Below are 17,334 nucleotides of genomic sequence, written 5' to 3'. Positions count from 1 at the left end.
TTTTCGCAAAAAAATTATTCTCCAAGCCTGCCTCATTTAACCTTCCGGCAACAGATGAGTGATTTCTACAACCACCCCATTTTCCAAAAACAAACGAGGGATGCGATTACTGAGGGTCGCAACGACTTCATAGTTGATCGTCCCGAGCATTTCGGCAATCTCATCGACAGTAATCTCGCGGTTCCCTTGCTTGCCGTAAATCACGACCTCATCGCCTTGCTTTCCACTGCCTTCTCCCAAGCTGACCATCATCTGATCCATCGTCACTCGCCCTGCAATCGGCAAACGTCTGCCTCGATACAGAACAAATCCCCGGTTAGAGAGTGCGCGCGAATAACCGTCGGCATAACCGATTGGAATCGTCCCGATGACCTCTCCGCGCTTTGCTATGTATGTAGCACCATAACTAATGGTAAACGGTGGCGTCAGCATTGTCTTTACATAGGAGAAGCGCGATTTCAAGCTGAGTGCCGGAACGAGCTTCACACGATTGAGTTGTCGGATATAAGCGGATGGATACAGCCCATACATGCCGATTCCGAGGCGGATCATATCGGCGCTGTATTCGGGAAAAGCAATGGTTGCAGCGGTGTTGCTCATGTGTACGGTCGGAAGCTCGAAGCCTTTTTCCTTCAGATAACGAAGATAATCAACAAATAACTCGTGTTGCGCTTTGGTTAATGTCTGATCGGGTTCATCCGCAGTGGAAAAATGAGTGAAGATTCCGGTCCATGCAAGGGAAGAGCTTGACGTTAAAGCCTTCACGACTGAAAGCAACCCGGATTTTGTCCGAACGCCCAAGCGCCCCATCCCGGTGTCTACGTTAATATGGATGTTCAGACGATTGGAGAAAGCCGTTGATTTGACCATTTTATCGGCTTTTTTAATCCAATCGGTCTGAAACGCGGACAGCTCTATATTCCAAGCAACCGCCTCTTTGACACGGGAAAGGGGGGTGAATCCAAGCACGAGTATAGGTGCTGCAATTCCCGCCTTGCGTAAGACGATGCCTTCTTCCAGGATGGCGACAGCGAGGGAAGTAGCCCCGTACTCGAGGGCATGGCGTGCTACTCCGGCAGAACCATGGCCATAGGCATTCGCTTTGACAACCGCCATGATTTTCGTCTGTTCAGGAATATGCCGGCGTATCGCCCGAATATTTTTCTTGATGGCATCGAGATTAACCTCGATCCAGGTTTCGCGAAATAACTGTTTCATCACGAATCCCTCCTTTTTCTGGGAAACACTTCCCTCTTCCATGCGTATTCACTGAATCTTCTACTTAAGCGTGGCCCATCAGGAAGAAAAAACAAAAAGCAAGTCATCAGCACGGTGGCCTGCAAGCGACAACCATAAGTCTGGGTGGAAACGCAAAAAAGAGCAGACTGCCGAAATACTCGGAGTCTGCTCTTTTCGTTGGGTGGGTGCTGATACGAACTTATTTTTTATTCGTTTGCTTACGCGTTTACTGGTTTGCCTTCATCCAGCAATTGACGCAGAACCGTTTGCAGGATACCACCATTGCGGTAGTAGTCTACGTCTACCATGGAATCGAGGCGCACGATTACTTCGAATGCGAAAGTGCTGCCGTCTTTCTTCGTTGCTTCTACTTTTACGCGTTGACCAGGTTGTACATCATCGGAGAGGCCTACAATGCTGAAGGACTCAGTACCGTCGATGCCGAGGGACTTCCAGCTTTGGCCATCAGCGAATTGCAGAGGCAGAACGCCCATACCAACCAGGTTAGCACGGTGGATACGCTCGAAGCTCTCAGCGATAACTGCTTTGATGCCCAAGAGGAATGTACCTTTTGCTGCCCAGTCACGGGAAGAACCAGTACCGTACTCTTTACCAGCCAGTACAACGAGTGGAGTACCGTCTGCTTGATACTTCATGGAAGCATCGTAGATGGACATTACTTCGTCAGTTGGCAAGTATTTGGTTACGCCGCCCTCAGTGCCAGGAGCCACTTGGTTGCGGATACGGATGTTCGCAAATGTACCGCGCATCATTACATCGTGGCTACCACGGCGAGCACCGTAGGAGTTGAAGTCTTTGCGCTCTACGCCGTTTGCTTGCAGATAGAGACCTGCTGGGCTAGTTGGCGAGATGTTGCCTGCTGGGGAGATATGGTCAGTTGTCACAGAATCACCGAAGAGTGCGATAGTGTTCGCTGCTTTGATGTCTGCGATTTTAGCGATTTCTCCAGCCAGGTTTTGGAAGAATGGCGGCTCTTGGATGTACGTGGATTTTTCATCCCACTCGTACAGGTCGCCAGTTGGAACGTCGATTTTGTTCCAAGCTTCGTTTTGTGTGAACACTTGGCCGTACTCAGCGCGGAACAGAGCAGGATTCATTGCTTTGTCCATTGCAGCTGCGATCTCTTGTGGAGTTGGCCAGATGTCTTTCAAGAATACAGGTTGACCGTCTTTGCCAGTGCCGATTGGCTCTGTAGTCAGGTCGATATTTACAGTACCTGCGAGTGCATAGGCGATAACCAATGGAGGAGAAGCGAGGTAGTTCGCTTTTACCTGTGCATGGATACGGCCTTCGAAGTTACGGTTACCGGAAAGTACCGCTGCAACTGTCAGATCTTCGTCAGCGATAGCTTTGCTGGTTTCCTCTGGCAATGGACCGGAGTTACCGATGCAAGTGGTGCAACCATAACCTACGACGTTGAATCCGATAGCATCCAAGGAGTCGATCAGACCAGCGTCTTTCAGGTATTGTGTAACGACACGGGAACCTGGAGCCAGGGAGCTTTTTACGAAAGCAGGCTTTTTCAGGCCTTTTTCCACAGCTTTTTTCGCCAGGATACCTGCACCCAGCATTACGCTAGGATTTGATGTATTGGTACAGGAAGTGATCGCTGCGATTACAACCGAACCAGTTTTCAGCGTAGCTGTTTCACCGTTAGCATAAGCAACTGGTGCGCTAGCTGCGATTTTCTCTTCGGAGAGGCCAAATCCACCTTTGTCGATCGGCGTCACGAGGCTGGTATTGAAGGATTCCTTCATAGCAGTCAGCTCTACGCGGTCTTGTGGACGTTTTGGACCAGCCAAGCTAGGTACGACAGTGGACAGATCCAGTTCCAATGTTTCGGAGAATACTGGGTCAACAGTTTCGTCAGTACGGAAGAGGCCTTGCGCTTTGGTGTAAGTTTCAACCAAGGAGATGAGGTCTTCTTCACGACCGGTTTGACGCATGTAGTTGAGTGTCTCAGCATCTACTGGGAAGAAGCCCATTGTAGCGCCGTACTCAGGTGCCATGTTCGCTACGGTAGCGCGGTCAGCCAGCGAGATGTTGGACAGGCCTGGTCCGTAGAACTCCACGAATTTACCTACAACGCCTTTTTTACGCAGCATTTGTGTAACAGTCAGAGCGAGGTCGGTTGCAGTTGCACCAGCACTCAGGGTACCAGTCAGTTTGAAACCAACGACTTCTGGCGTTACGAAATACAGTGGTTGGCCGAGCATTCCTGCTTCTGCCTCGATACCACCAACACCCCATCCAAGAACACCAAGACCGTTAATCATAGTGGTGTGGGAGTCAGTACCTACGAGAGAGTCAGGGAAAGCAACCAATTCGCCATCTACTTCGCGAGTAGCGATTACAGTTGCGAGGTACTCCAAGTTTACTTGGTGAACGATACCAGTAGCTGGAGGAACCGCACGGAAGTTGTCAAACGCAGTTTGTGCCCAACGCAGGAAGCGGTAGCGCTCTTGGTTGCGTTCGAATTCCAATTTCATGTTGTTGTCCAGAGCGGACGCGTTACCGAAATCGTCAACCATGACGGAGTGGTCGATAACGAGGTCAACTGGAACCAATGGGTTGATTCGTTTTGGATCTCCACCAGCGCGCTTCATCGCGATGCGCATCGCTGCCAAGTCAACTACAGCCGGTACACCGGTGAAGTCTTGCAGAACGATACGAGCTGGCATGAGAGGTACTTCTTGGTTTTCATCGCGGCCTTTTGTCCAGGTCGCCAATTGTTGTACGTGTTCTTTGGTGATCGCGCGGCCGTCGAACTGACGTACAGCAGCCTCGAGCAGAACTTTAATGGAGAACGGCAGTTTGGAAACATCGCCCAATCCTTGTTCTTCCAACCCTTGCAGGCGATAGTAAGCAAAAGACTTGTCGCCTACTTGCAGGGAAGACTTTACTTTGTAAGCATCTTTGTTAGCCAATGTATACAACCTCCCTATAATAACTTGGAGTTTCATCTGGTGAAACGTTGTTTCGTTTCTTCATTACGAACCTATTATATACGATTTGTTTCCCGGCTTCTACCCCAAATTCATCATTTATATACAAAAATCATAGGTAAAGAAAATTGGATCACGAACGTCTTCTTATTAGAAAGAAGAAAATTGCACGCACTTCAATTATTATCCCGTTTATATTTCGTTTACATTCATGCAGTATCGTATCTCTTGCAAGTGAAAATGAGTAGAGGAAAAAGGGGAGAAATAAACGAATGGAACAGACCAATAGCGTAGCGAAATGGGGAAACTGGCGCCCCTTCTTTCGATTAATTATGGAAACAAAGCCATCCAAGCTCAAAATCGGTGTCGCGTTGTTCATGAGCATCGCCACCACACTGGTTAGCTTAGTGATTCCGTTGTTTACGAAGGATTTAGTGGACAGCTTTTCCCTATCTACGATCACGACACCACAAATCATTCTCTTGATCGTTGCCTTTGTCGCACAAGCGATTGCGGGAGGGCTGTCCATCTACTTATTAAATCATGTCGGCGAGAGTGTGGTAGCCTCACTCCGGGAAAGACTCTGGAAAAAACTGCTCGTCCTGCCGATCTCTTATTATGATAACAACCGGACAGGTGAGACGATTAGTCGAATGACCAACGATACCGGCGTTGTGAAAAGCTTGATTAGTGATCAACTGTCCAGCTTTTTTACAGGATTGATCACGATTGTTGGTTCTGTCGTGACTTTGCTATACCTCGATTGGCAAATGACGTTAACCATGCTCGTTGCTGTGCCGTTGTGCATCGGGATTCTCATACCGCTTGGCAGTCAGATGTACAAAATTTCAAAAGGACTGCAAGACGAGACCGCCAGCTTTACGACGATTATGAATCAAGTGCTGCAAGAGATGCGGCTTGTCAAATCTTCCAATGCCGAAACACACGAACTGGGGATGGGAACAAAGGCAATCGGAAATTTGTTCCGATTCGGGCTGAAAGAAGGAAGAGTCCAAGCCGTCATTGGACCGTTAATGTCCTTTATCTTGATGGTGCTGCTCGTGGTTGTGATCGGCTATGGTGGCATGCGGGTGTCCACGGGAGCATTGACAGCTGGTGAGCTGGTCGCGTTTATTTTGTATCTAGTGCAAATTGTCATACCGCTGGGGCAATTCACACAGTTTTTCACCTCCTTGCAAAAAGCCATGGGGGCAACAGAAAGAATCATTGCGACGCTGGACGCCGAAGAAGAAGATCTTTTGACAGGACGGACGCTTGAAAACGCAGGCCAGCCCATTCATGTGAACCATGTGAGCTTTGGGTATGAGAACGGGGAAACGATACTCGATGATGTCAGCTTTACGATTGGGGCCGGAAAAGTAAATGCGATTGTCGGACCGAGCGGCAGCGGCAAGACAACGTTGTTTTCGCTGGTTGAAAGGTATTACCAGCCACTGCGTGGAGAAATCAGGCTGGGCAATGATCCCATCACGGATTTTTCCTTGAAGTCGTGGAGAAGTCAAATCGGCTACGTGTCCCAGGAAAGCCCATTGATCGCCGGAACCATCCGAGAAAATATTTGCTACGGGATTTCACGGACGATTAGCGACGAGGAACTGAAAGAGGCGGCAAAGATGGCCTATGCGGACCAATTTATTGAGGAATTGCCGAATGGCTATGAGACAGAAGTAGGGGAGCGAGGCATGAAGCTATCGGGCGGACAGCGCCAACGAATCGGCATTGCTCGTGCATTGCTTCGGGACCCGCAAATCTTGATGCTGGATGAAGCGACCTCTAGCTTGGACAGCAACTCCGAGATGATTGTCCAGAAGGCGTTGCAAAATTTAATGAAGGGGCGTACTACCCTTGTGATTGCCCATCGCTTGTCGACCGTGGTGGAAGCAGATCAAATCATCTTTTTGGAAAAGGGAAAAATCACAGGTATGGGTACACATGAAGAGCTTTTTCAAACCCATGAGATGTACCGCGAACTGGCTAGTCAGCAATTGCTCGTAAAAGAGAGGGTGTAGAACGTGACCACGATTATGGTAGTCGACGACGATCCGCATATTCGCGAGCTCGTCAGCGTCTTCTTGCGCAATGAAGGCTTTACGATAGTGGAAGCCGCAGACGGACAGGAGGCACTGGACAAACTGGAGACGGTTGCCGCACAGCTGGTGATTCTTGACATCATGATGCCGAACATGGACGGCTGGGAGCTGTGTCGGCATCTTCGCAAGCATTATGATTTTCCCTTGCTCATGCTGACGGCCAAGGGAGAGACATCGCAAAAAATCAAAGGCTTTGAGCTAGGGACAGACGATTATTTGGTGAAGCCGTTTGATCCGCAGGAGCTGGTCGTCCGGGTAAAAGCGCTGCTCAAGCGTTACCGGATTGCCGCTTCTCATCAGGTTCAAGCAGGAAGATTGCTGCTTGATCGTAAAACGTTTGCAGTCGCTAGCGGTACGAAAACTTGGACGATCCCACTAAAGGAGTTCGAGCTGTTGTTCAAACTGGCCAGCTATCCCGGGCAGACCATTTCCCGCGAGCAGCTGATCGAACAAATATGGGGATATGATTTTGAAGGAAATGAGCGCACAGTAGACGTGCATATCAACCGATTGCGGGAGCGTTTTCCGGAAGCGATGTACGGCTTTTTGATCCGGACGGTTCGGGGACTTGGTTATCGTTTGGAGATTGTCGTATGAAAATGAGAAGATCAGACCGTTCACATGTTTTGCTGAAAATCGTGGGCGTAGTGGGCTTATGTGCTGTTTTTGGCTTGTGCGGGCTTGCTGCATACGGGGTTACCTCTCTTTTTTATGGCTATATGGGCTATCATCCCAATGATCTTGTAAAAACGTTGGTCCATTCAGTTATGAGCTGCATGTTGTTTATTGGAGTAGGGATGATCATTTCTTTCTTCACCATGCCAAGGCATCGGGGCAGGTTTCAACCATTGATTGATGCGCTCAGACGGATTGCCATGGGGGATTTTCGGGTCAATCTCGATATCAAGCTGGCGCACGAATGGGGGGAGCTGGTAGATGGCATCAACCACGTGGCGGAGCAATTAAATGAGATGGAGAAGCTGCGGCAAGAGTTCATCTCCAATGTTTCCCACGAAATTCAATCGCCTCTGACGTCCATCAGCGGGTTTGCTCGCGCCCTGCATAATGAAAGACTTAGCCTAGAGGAACGTACTCGTTACTTGGAGATTATCGAGTCAGAAAGCAAGCGACTGTCCAAGATCAGTGACAACCTGCTGAAGCTCACTGCGCTAGAGGGCATCCAGCATGATTTGGAGCGGAAGCCTTATCGGTTGGACACGCAACTACGCACAATCATCCTCGCATGCGAGCCGCAATGGATGGCGAAAGAGATTGAAATGGACATTGACTTGGAAAAAGTCGAAATTGTCGCCGACGAGGATATGCTGAGTCAAGTCTGGACCAACATGCTTGGTAACAGCATAAAATTCACAGAGGCAGGCGGGAAAATCAGTGTAAAGCTGGAGGCTGTAAACGGAGAAGTGCTCGTGAAAATAACCGACTCGGGAATCGGGATATCCAAGGAAAATCAGGAACGCATTTTCGAAAGATTTTTCAAGGCGGATCCATCGCGGAACCGAGCCAATTCGGGGAGTGGTCTGGGACTGGCGATCGTGAAAAAAATAATCGATTTGCATCATGCCACGATCGTCGTTGAGAGTGAAGTAGGAAAAGGTACCACGTTTACGATTACATTTGTTCAAACGGCATAAAAAAGCTGCCCCTTCGTCCGTACGACGGTCTGGGACAGCTTATTTTCATTGCGGGTAAACTAGTTACGCTCCGATATACTTGGCATGGAGCGAACGTGCCTGGCTGATGTCATCCGTGCCTTGCACGAGGACGCGACCATCCGGGAAAATGACGAGCGTGTACGTATCGACACGGAAACGCAGCAAAAACTTGTTTTGCTCGATTTGTCCCAAAGGAGAGAGTCTATCAGCCAATGCGTTCAGATCAAGCGTGATTGCAGCGGCGGGCGAGATTTGTACGGTGTCTCGACCGCAAAGCGAAACGGCTTGTCCATCCTGGGTATCCGGCTGCAAAAACGAAAATTCCTTCTGCCCGCATGTCGGACAGTCGTCTCGGCGAGCGTTGACCACTTTGATTTGCTGATGGCGGTTATGCCAAATCTCAAAGTGCTCCAAATTCGGATTGAGCTCATCCGTTGCGCCCACTAACAGCTTGAACGCTTCTGTTGCCTGATAGGAAGCGACGATGTGAATGATCGGTCCGATGACGCCAGCCGTGTCACAGGTAGGCATCTCACCCGGGTTTGGCGCTTCAGGGAAAAGACAGCGCAAGCAAGGCGTGATCCCCGGACGAATCGCGGTAAATGTTCCGGTCGCACTCACAGCGCCACCGTACACCCACGGAATACTATGCTTAACGCAAACATCGTTCACGAGATATCTCACCTGAAAGTTATCCGTTGCATCCAGAACGAGATCGACATCTGCCAGCAATTCCTCCGCATTGTAAGCGGTGAGGTCTGCGACAATCGGTTCGATGGTGACAGCTGAGTTGATCTTTGTCAACTTGGCGTGAGCGGCGATTGCTTTTGGCAAATGCTCGGCTGCATCGGATTCGTCGTAGAGCATTTGACGCTGCAGGTTGCTCGGCTCGACGAAGTCGCGGTCAATGATGCGGACAAAACCTACTCCGGCACGGACCATATGATTGGAGAGAACAGTTCCGAGGGCTCCCATGCCGACGATCGCTACACGGCTTTGCCCGAGCTTTTCCTGTCCACTGCGCCCGATTGGATGAAACAATATTTGACGGGAATAGCGAGTATCCAAGGCGTTACTCCACCTTTCCTTCTGGCATCGCAAGCGGATTCCACGGTCCTTGCTGATGTCCCTTCCATTCGCTTCCATCTTCCCACATTTCTTTTTTCCAAATGGGAACGATCTGCTTGAGTCGCTCGATGGCATAACGGCCTGCTTCAAACGATTCATTGCGATGCGCTGTTGCCACGGCACAAACAACCGCAATCTCTTCCACAGCCAAATTACCGATACGATGGTGCATCGCGACTTGAGCTCCCGGCCAGCGTTCCTCGATCTCTGCTGCGACCTGCTTCATTTTTTCAACAGCCATGGGGGCATATGCTTCATAGGACAAATACACCGTGCGCTGACCATGGGTAAATTCGCGAACAGTTCCGACAAAAGTAAGGATCGCGCCTGCATGCGGGTTGCTCACCAGACGAACGAGCTTGTCCGCAGAAATGGGCTCCTCGGTAATGGCGAAGCGCGGATCTTCTTCTCCGCCGCTTACAGGTGGCAAGAGGGCAATCTCGTCATCAGCTGAAATGACCTGATTTTTCGCCGCATATTCATGATTGATAGAGACAAAGCAACTGCCCAAAAGCGCAGAGAGCGCAGGATATTCTTTTTCCACTGCTTGCAGAAGATCGCTAACGGTCGCGCCTTCAGATAGGGTCAACTGTACTTCCCGGGCATTCGCACGTTCGGCGAGTCCGGCAAATAACAAGATCGTAATGGTCAAGACAATTCCTCATTTCCCTGGATGATACTACTCTCTAGGCTAGACGATATCATAAACCGATCAAAGTTGCCAATGAATGGGGTGTTTCCATTAACGGTTGCTTCTAAGGGGCGAAGCCTTCCTGACTCAAATAGATCTGATCCGGGGGAAAAACACGTAATAGCCGATCGTAGACGATCCGATAGGCGGAAGGATCATACCATTTTTCCAGTCCAAGCTGTTCATAGAGAGCGGGAATGCCGTTTCTTTTCGTTCGTTTACCGCCGCTGCCATCTCCCATATAAAAATCGTCGACACAGACACGTGTGACCAAGGGGCGCAAAATCTCCGGGAATGACTCACTGCTAGGCAAAACAGGGGCAATGGTTGCTTGTGTAGGGATGCCTGCCTCCGCCAAACGCTGGAGTGTTTTGAGCCGTGCTTGAATGGGGGGAGCGTGTGGGCTAAAGTGCCTGCGAATTTCCTCCAAATCGGTCTCGACGGTCATGCTGACGCGCACGCGATCGCCGAGTAAGAGCAACAAATCGGCATCCCGCCATACCAAGGGACTCCTCGTCTGTACCAGCAAAAAATCAGGTGGATTCTCTACCATGACTTCGAGTAAAGACCTCGTTACCTTTTCCGTGTGTTCGATGGGCTGGTACGGGTCTGTACTCGAAGACATGAAGATGGTCACCTTTCCTTTTTTCTTAGCCCGCATTAACTCCTTGCGCAATAAATCGGCAGCTTGCTGCTTGATGTCAACCCACGTGCCCCATTGCTCGTTTCGAAACAAAGAGACAGGCATTTGCCGAACATAGCAATAAGAGCAGGCGAAAGAACAGCCTGTATACGGATTGAGCGAATGGGTGTAATCTGCAAGAAATCCGCTTCCTTTATTAAGGAGGGTTTTCGGCATTTTATAGGAAAGGATGTGTTTCATATTGGGCGTTCCTCACTTTGCATCATGAAAAATAATCCCGAGGCTGTAGCGCTTTCCTGAGGTAATTGTGCTGACACCGTGGCGCAGCGTGTTTTTATAATAGCCTCGCGTGCCCTGTACAGGACGATAGGATGTAGGGAAAATCAGTCCAGCGCCTTGCTCCAAGGTTATCACATGTCCCCGGCTCTGCGCGCGCGGCCGTTGCTCCATCAGCAGAAATTCTCCGCCCCTGTAGTCCTTCTCCTTCTGATTCAAGGCAAAAACAACTTGAAACGGGAAGAACACCTCGCCGTACATATCTTGATGCAAGCAATTATAGCCGCCTGATTCATATTTCAAAATCAGTGGAGTAGAGCGCAGCTGGCCCTGATCGTGACATTGCGCCAAAAATTTAGGGAGGGTAGCAGGGTAAATCGCTTCGCGTCCAAGCATTTCCAGCCATCGATTCGCAGTTTGCGCAAGCATCGGATAAAAGCTTTCGCGAAGCTCCTGCAAAAGCGAGGGAAGGGGAGCCTGATAATAGCGATACTCCCCTTCACCGAAACGGTACCGCGCCATTTGGATCGTATTGCGAAATAGGTCATCCTGTCCGTACGTAGCGATTAATTCTTCGCATGCATCCGAGCTTATTAAGGAAGGAACAGCTGCATACCCTTGTTCGTCCAACTCCTGTTGCAGGGAATGCCAGTCAAGTGCAGCGATCCTTTCTGTCAGTGAATTAGCCATGTTTCACACCCCGATTTGTCTTTTTCTCCAGATCAAGCAGAGTTGTCTTCATGGGCAGTCCACCACGATAGCCGGTCAGTGAACCGTTTTTACCAACAACGCGGTGGCAGGGGACTGTAATGAGAAGCGGATTGGCACCAATTGCGGCACCGACGGCACGAACAGCAGCAGGCTTTTCAATGATGTTCGCAATGTCGGTGTACGATGCCGTTTGACCGTATGGGATTTGGCGCAGTGCCTCCCAGACAGCGAGCTGAAAGGGTGTTCCTTGCAGATCGCAATCCATGGAAAAATGCTCGCGTGCTCCTTGCAAATACTCCATTAGTTCTGTTGCAAAAGGCTTTAGCCATGGATCGTCTTGCACCAGTGCATTTTGTGGGCGGTGCTTTTCAACCCACGCTTCCAATTCAGCAAAAGGCTGGTTGGCCGAGCCGACATAACAAAGTCCAGCAGCCGTTGCAGCTAAATAAATAGTCCAATCACCGTGCTTCAGCATTGCCCAACGTACCGTCTGCTCCTTATTCGTTTCCATTTCCATACGCCTCCTTTTGAGCTGTGTACGCACAGTATACCTCCAGCACCTGTTCTTCGTACGTTTTTAGGAGTGGATGAGCAAGATAACGAAACAGTGTCTTCTACATTCCCATTGCTTTTATCCAGTGGTGGGAGTAAGGTAGGAGGAGATAGAGGAGGAACGATGCTAGTATGACTGATCAATTAACACATTTTAATGAGCAAAATCGAGCGCGGATGGTAGACGTATCTGAGAAGGATGTCACAAAACGGGTGGCTGTAGCCGAGAGCCAAATCAGCATGAAGCCCGAAACACTCGCCCGAATCCGCGAAGGTCGAATCGAAAAGGGCGATGTACTCGCAGTTGCGCAGGTAGCAGGTGTCATGGCTGCCAAAAAGACGTGGGAAATCATCCCGATGTGTCATCCGCTGCCATTGACTGGCATCGACATACAATTTGCTTTTGTAGATGAAACGACGCTTGCGATTACAGGAACCGTGAAGACGACAGGGAAAACAGGCGTCGAGATGGAGGCGTTGACCGCTGTCAGCGTAGCGGCTTTGACGGTGTATGACATGTGCAAAGCCATGGATAAAGAAATGATAATCGGTCCGACCAGTCTGCAATCCAAAACAGGCGGAAAAAGCGGCGATTTCCATCGGGGAGAGAAGTAAGCCATGAGGCAAAAGTGGGAATCCTATCCGAGCAGCATTCGTTTATTGGCGATTGCTGCCGTCATTTTTTCTACCGGAATGGCATGTATTTGGCCGCTGGTCACGATCTATATTCACAACCATCTCGGAAAGCCGCTGACTGTAGCCGGCTTCTTGTTGCTTTTAAATCAAGGCGCATTCCTGATCGGGAGTATTATCGGCGGGATGATGTTTGACCGCTGGGGCAAAATGCGCACGATCATTGTTGGTTCCATCGGCGTTATTCTCATTTCGGTTGGCTTAGGTGTTACGCAAGATTTTACGATTTATGTTGTCTTGCTTCTGTTGAATGGACTGTTTTACGGAACACTTTCTCCTGTGATGAATGCACTGGCCGTAGTGTTATGGCCGGACGGAGGACGCAAAGGAATCAATCTGATTTATGTCTCCCTCAATGTGGGGGTAGCTGCCGGTTCTGCGTTGGGTGGCTTCTTGGCAAGTGTTTCGTTTGCCTGGACGTTTTTCGGTAATGCTATCTCACAAGTGATCGTCCTTGCCATGTTCATGCTCATTTTGCCGCGTCAGTTAAAATTGGCGGAACAACAACGCCAAAACTCGACGACTGGACAAAGCATGTCTGAGCAAGCAACTAGTGATGTGCTACAACAAACACAGCAAGAGTCAAAAGTGGTATGGGGAGCATTGCTGCTATTATGCGGGGGGCTATTAATTAGCTGGATTGTCTATGTACAGTGGACCACGGTACTGTCGACCTACATGCAATCTTTGGGCATTTCACTCCGTCAATACAGTTTGTTGTGGACGCTGAACGGCGGTTTGATCCTGTTTGGTCAGCCATTGATTGCGTGGGTCATTCGACGCTTTGCCCGTACGCTAAAGGCACAAATGCTCTTGGGCGCTTATATTTTTGCCTTGTCGATGTTGATTTTGTCTCAATCAACGGTTTATGCAGGCTTTGTGGCGGGGATGTTCATCATGACGCTGGGAGAAATGCTCGTGTGGCCAGCGGTGCCGGCAGTAGCTGCACAGTTTACGCCAGAGGGACGAGAGGGCTTCATTCAAGGGCTGATTGCAGGAACTGGATCAGCTGGGCGGATGCTCGGACCACTGCTTGGCGCATTCATTTTTCAATCGATTCATGCGCAGGGATTATTGTTCGTGATGGCAGGCTTGTGTCTGTTGTCTGTGGCATTCTTTGCCTTCCACACTTCTTTTCAAAAAAGGCGACATCAGGTACCCCTACAGAATCAAGCATCTTGACACGGTTTACGTGCTCAAGTAGTATGATATAGACGAAAAAACAGTATATTCCGTGTGTTTGACTTATTCAGAGAGGTGGAGGGACTGGCCCTATGAAGCCCGGCAGCGGATCTGTTCCATGTAATGGACAGATGCTGTGCCAATTCCAGCAGGATTTTTTCCTGACAGATAAGGACGTGACCAAGCTGATCTCCCCCTTTTTCTGTATGGAAAAAGGGGGTTTTACTGTATTGGGCCCAAGAAAGGAATGGAAGAAAGAAATGCGCATTCAACCCTCCGACATGATTGATCGACTCCCTACCCAGTTTTTTGCGACCCTGGTGGCAAAAGTAAACAAGGTCATTGCGCAAGGCCATGACGTCATTAACCTGGGGCAGGGCAATCCCGATTTGCCGACACCGCCGCACATTATTGAAGAACTACAGGCGCAAGCGGCACAGCCACTCCATCACAAATATCCGCCTTTTCAGGGACGCGTGGAACTGAAGCAGGCTGTAGCTCATTGGTATAAGCAAGAGTTTGATGTGGACCTCGATCCGGAGGAAGAAGTAGCGATTTTGTTCGGCAGCAAAACCGGACTGGTAGAGATTTGCCAAGTACTCATGAACGCAGGCGATGTTGCGCTGGTTCCAGACCCGGGCTATCCGGATTATTGGTCGGGGGTTGCTGTTGTAAACGGACGGATGGTCATGATGCCGTTGAAGGCGGAAAAAGACTTCTTGCCAGACTACAGCCAGCTCTCCCAAGCTGACCTGGATCGAGCGAAACTGATGTTTCTCAACTATCCGAACAATCCGACAGCAGTCAACGCACCACTCGAGTTCTATGAGGAAACCATTCGTTTTGCGCGAAAACATGAAATCGTCGTCTGCCATGACTTCGCCTACGGGGCGATCAGCTATGACGGGAAAAAGCCGGTCAGCTTCATGCAGGTTCCGGGTGCAAAAGAAGTGGGTGTAGAATTTTATACCTTGTCCAAAACGTACAACATGGCAGGCTGGCGTGTTGGTGCGATGGTAGGAAATCGCGAGCTGGTTCGTCTGATCAATCTCATTCAGGACCATTACTTCGTCAGTCTGTTCGGCGCGGTGCAGATGGCGGCAGCCAAAGCGATGACGGATTCGCAGCAGTGCGTTCGCGATCTCGTGGCTGTCTACGAAAGCCGCCGCAATGCCTTGTACTCCAATTTGCATCGGATTGGCTGGCAGGCTCCGCCATCTCAAGGCTCGTTTTTTGCTTGGCTTCCTGTTCCAAGTGGCTTCACGTCCGTCGAATTTTCTGATCTGCTTTTGGAAAAAGCGCATGTCGTCGTAGCGCCTGGAAATGGCTTTGGCCCGACAGGTGAGGGCTATGTGCGAGCGGCTTTGTTATCAAATGAAGAGCGTCTCGCGGAAGCCGTCCAGCGGATTGAGCGGTTGGGGTTATTTACGAAAACAAAATAATGGCGAGGCAATTTGGCCACACTACCATACAAATGGAGTGTGGCTTTTTTATTCTAGAATAAAAATCATTCTCATTATTGACAGATAATGATTTTCATTATACGATGGCATTGTTAATGATAATTAGTCTCAGCGAGAGCGGGAGGGTACCATGCGCTATCAGATTAACGGTTACACGGATATGTATACGGTGATCGCCAACGAGCGAAAGATCGGCGGAGCCATTGAAGCAGGCCAGATTCGCTTGCGGACCGGAGAAGTTTACGCCAATGCTGTTCTCACTCGTTTGGAAATGTCAGGTGCGCATTTTTGCTCGATCGGATTTGTTACAGAAGAAGGCAAAAGACTCATTGTCCATGTGAATGATATCAGCATGATCGCTGATGCTCGTCACGTCAACGTTTGTGAGCTGACGAACGAATGCATGAGAGTGGAAAAATCCGCAGAGAGACTGAAGCGATTGAAGCGTCTCTGTGAACTGAATGAAGGCAGCTGTACGCCGACCTTCCAAGAAGAGGCATTGCTGTTGGCAAACGATATCGGTATGGAAGAAGCGTCCACGTATGTAGACCTCTCTTTCCTCCCACACACAGAGAAACCACGTGTGTTCCGCATCGCCTAGGATGATATAGCCTATACATATGGACCCCTTTTCGTTTAATACGAAGAGGGGTTTTTTGCATGCAGTGTGCCAAGACTAACGATTGAACAACCGCTCGACATAGTCAAAACCTATCTACTCATAGCTAGCAAGGATTGGACTTACGCTGTTGACAGTGATAAAACAAGGATAACAAAATCAAGGGGGAACGGAACATGGAGTACTCATTTTCAAAATCTGTTGAAGCACTATCCTCCTCGGCTGTCCGGGAAATCTTGAAGCTGACCCAAGGCAATCAAGTGCTCTCGCTCGCAGGTGGACTGCCAGCAGAGGATTCTTTTCCAATCGCAGAGATGCGCGAAGCGTTCAACCGCGCATTCGAACAAGGAGCAAAAGCTCTTCAATACGGATTGACTGATGGATACTTGCCACTGCGTGAGTGGATTGCATCCCGCATGAAGCAAAAGCATATGAACGTCGGTGTAGATAATATGGTCATCACTACGGGCTCTCAGCAAGCGGTAGACTTGTTGTGCCGTGTATATTTAGACGAAGGCGATGTCGTTCTCGTCGAAAACCCTACCTATTTGGCAGCGGTTCAATTGTTCCAATTCCGGGGAATCAAAGCAATTCCCGTAGACGGTGATGCTGATGGGATGGATCTGGACGATCTGGCGAAAAAAATAGCCCAGTATCGCCCGAAAATGGTGTACGTCATTCCTACCTTTGCGAACCCGACAGGAAAGGTATGGAGTCTCGAACGCCGTCTCGGTTTGCTTCGTCAATGTAAGGCGCAAAACATTCTCATCCTGGAAGACGACCCATATGGAGAGATCCAATTCGATGGGGAAGCACCGTACCGCTCGATTTTCTCACTGGATGAGCATCCGACCGATTCCTGTGTGGTATACACCAGTACCTTTTCCAAAATTGTCGCGCCCGGCTTGCGTACCGGATGGGCCATCGGGGATACCCGCGTAATTCAAATGATGGTGAAGGCGAAGCAAGCGGTTGATTTGCAGTCGAGCACAATCGACCAATACGCCCTGTATGAGCTATTATCCCGGTTTGATCTGGAGCGCCACATCGAGAAAATCCGCGAGTCCTACAAGGCGCGCATGGAATGGATGCATGAGCTCTTGGTCGCGCAAAACTGGGAGGGCGTAGAGTGGGAAAAACCAAGAGGCGGGATGTTCCTCTGGGTGAATCTTCCTGAGCACGTCGATGCTGAGAAGCTGCTGGCCCGATCCGTACAGGAAGGCGTGGCATTCGTGCCAGGGAAGCCGTTTTATGCAGCCGAACCGCAAGTCAATACGCTGCGCTTGAACTATACACTCTTGAACCGGGAAGACACGGAGCTTGCGATTTCACGACTGGGCAAAGCATTCCACGCCTACAGCGAATCTCTGGTGACAAATGTTTAATG

General features: G+C 49.7%; 15 protein-coding genes and 1 riboswitch. Of the genes, 8 read left to right on the top strand and 7 right to left on the bottom strand.

What is annotated here, in order from left to right; all coding sequences use genetic code 11:
* Positions 1 to 36 precede the first annotated feature (36 nt).
* Together alr and acnA are read right to left on the bottom strand one after the other, a co-directional pair.
* The gene (alr, locus tag FB479_RS16695) at positions 37 to 1,218 is read right to left on the bottom strand and encodes an alanine racemase (protein WP_106654548.1); all 1,182 of its coding nucleotides are present in this window, start codon (positions 1,216 to 1,218) and stop codon (positions 37 to 39) included.
* 239 nt (positions 1,219 to 1,457) lie between these two features.
* A complete protein-coding gene (gene acnA, locus FB479_RS16690) occupies positions 1,458 to 4,187 on the bottom strand; it encodes an aconitate hydratase AcnA (protein ID WP_142066037.1) in 2,730 nt (909 codons plus the stop codon).
* A 290-nt stretch (positions 4,188 to 4,477) separates the two neighbouring features.
* Here acnA and FB479_RS16685 point away from each other — a divergent pair, with 290 nt between their 5' ends.
* The 3 genes from FB479_RS16685 to FB479_RS16675 are packed head-to-tail and all read left to right on the top strand — an operon-like array spanning position 4,478 to position 7,968.
* Positions 4,478 to 6,235 carry an ABC transporter ATP-binding protein gene (locus FB479_RS16685; RefSeq protein WP_106654550.1) on the top strand — a complete coding sequence of 586 codons (1,758 nt, stop codon included), beginning with the start codon at positions 4,478 to 4,480 and terminating at the stop codon, positions 6,233 to 6,235.
* A gap of 3 nt (positions 6,236 to 6,238) precedes the next feature.
* Positions 6,239 to 6,913, top strand: coding sequence for a response regulator transcription factor (locus tag FB479_RS16680; protein WP_106654551.1), 675 nt, complete (start codon positions 6,239 to 6,241; stop codon positions 6,911 to 6,913).
* On the top strand, positions 6,910 to 7,968 hold the full coding sequence (locus tag FB479_RS16675) for a sensor histidine kinase (protein WP_142066036.1): 1,059 nt from the start codon (positions 6,910 to 6,912) through the stop codon (positions 7,966 to 7,968). Before FB479_RS16680 ends, FB479_RS16675 begins: the two co-directional genes overlap by 4 nt.
* A gap of 63 nt (positions 7,969 to 8,031) precedes the next feature.
* Here FB479_RS16675 and FB479_RS16670 read toward each other — a convergent pair whose 3' ends face one another.
* From FB479_RS16670 to FB479_RS16650, 5 genes are all read right to left on the bottom strand, one after another.
* Positions 8,032 to 9,057 carry a ThiF family adenylyltransferase gene (locus tag FB479_RS16670; RefSeq protein WP_142066035.1) on the bottom strand — a complete coding sequence of 342 codons (1,026 nt, stop codon included), beginning with the start codon at positions 9,055 to 9,057 and terminating at the stop codon, positions 8,032 to 8,034.
* Between the two features lie 4 nt (positions 9,058 to 9,061).
* On the bottom strand, positions 9,062 to 9,769 hold the full coding sequence (locus FB479_RS16665; protein WP_047071883.1) for a molybdenum cofactor biosynthesis protein: 708 nt from the start codon (positions 9,767 to 9,769) through the stop codon (positions 9,062 to 9,064).
* A 103-nt stretch (positions 9,770 to 9,872) separates the two neighbouring features.
* Positions 9,873 to 10,691 (bottom strand): SPL family radical SAM protein, encoded by an 819-nt coding sequence (locus FB479_RS16660; protein WP_142066034.1) that lies wholly within the window; start codon positions 10,689 to 10,691, stop codon positions 9,873 to 9,875.
* 12 nt (positions 10,692 to 10,703) lie between these two features.
* Positions 10,704 to 11,417: a 2OG-Fe(II) oxygenase gene (locus FB479_RS16655; RefSeq protein WP_142066033.1), complete on the bottom strand. Its 714-nt coding sequence runs from the start codon at positions 11,415 to 11,417 to the stop codon at positions 10,704 to 10,706.
* Positions 11,410 to 11,949, bottom strand: a complete 540-nt coding sequence (locus FB479_RS16650) for a methylated-DNA--[protein]-cysteine S-methyltransferase (protein WP_142066032.1) — start codon at positions 11,947 to 11,949, stop codon at positions 11,410 to 11,412. The genes FB479_RS16655 and FB479_RS16650 overlap by 8 nt, the downstream gene beginning before the upstream one ends.
* 173 nt (positions 11,950 to 12,122) lie before the next feature.
* On the opposite strand from FB479_RS16650, the gene moaC reads away from it, so the two are divergent.
* From moaC to FB479_RS16625, 5 genes are all read left to right on the top strand, one after another.
* Positions 12,123 to 12,605: a cyclic pyranopterin monophosphate synthase MoaC gene (gene moaC, locus FB479_RS16645; RefSeq protein ID WP_047071888.1), complete on the top strand. Its 483-nt coding sequence runs from the start codon at positions 12,123 to 12,125 to the stop codon at positions 12,603 to 12,605.
* Positions 12,606 to 12,608: 3 nt separating this feature from the next.
* Positions 12,609 to 13,865: an MFS transporter gene (locus FB479_RS16640; RefSeq protein ID WP_142066031.1), complete on the top strand. Its 1,257-nt coding sequence runs from the start codon at positions 12,609 to 12,611 to the stop codon at positions 13,863 to 13,865.
* A gap of 60 nt (positions 13,866 to 13,925) precedes the next feature.
* A riboswitch (SAM riboswitch) is annotated at positions 13,926 to 14,040 on the top strand.
* 85 nt (positions 14,041 to 14,125) lie between these two features.
* Positions 14,126 to 15,307: a pyridoxal phosphate-dependent aminotransferase gene (locus FB479_RS16635; RefSeq protein WP_142066290.1), complete on the top strand. Its 1,182-nt coding sequence runs from the start codon at positions 14,126 to 14,128 to the stop codon at positions 15,305 to 15,307.
* Between the two features lie 151 nt (positions 15,308 to 15,458).
* Complete coding sequence (locus FB479_RS16630; protein ID WP_142066030.1) at positions 15,459 to 15,929, top strand: hypothetical protein; 471 nt, start codon at positions 15,459 to 15,461, stop codon at positions 15,927 to 15,929.
* A gap of 194 nt (positions 15,930 to 16,123) precedes the next feature.
* Positions 16,124 to 17,332 carry an aminotransferase-like domain-containing protein gene (locus FB479_RS16625; protein ID WP_142066029.1) on the top strand — a complete coding sequence of 403 codons (1,209 nt, stop codon included), beginning with the start codon at positions 16,124 to 16,126 and terminating at the stop codon, positions 17,330 to 17,332.
* The last annotated feature ends 2 nt before the right edge of the window (positions 17,333 to 17,334 follow it).

It is taken from the genome of Brevibacillus sp. AG162 (genome assembly GCF_006715575.1).
Taxonomy (GTDB): Bacteria; Bacillota; Bacilli; order Brevibacillales; family Brevibacillaceae; genus Brevibacillus; species Brevibacillus brevis.
This window is presented reverse-complemented; position numbering and strand designations above follow the sequence as displayed.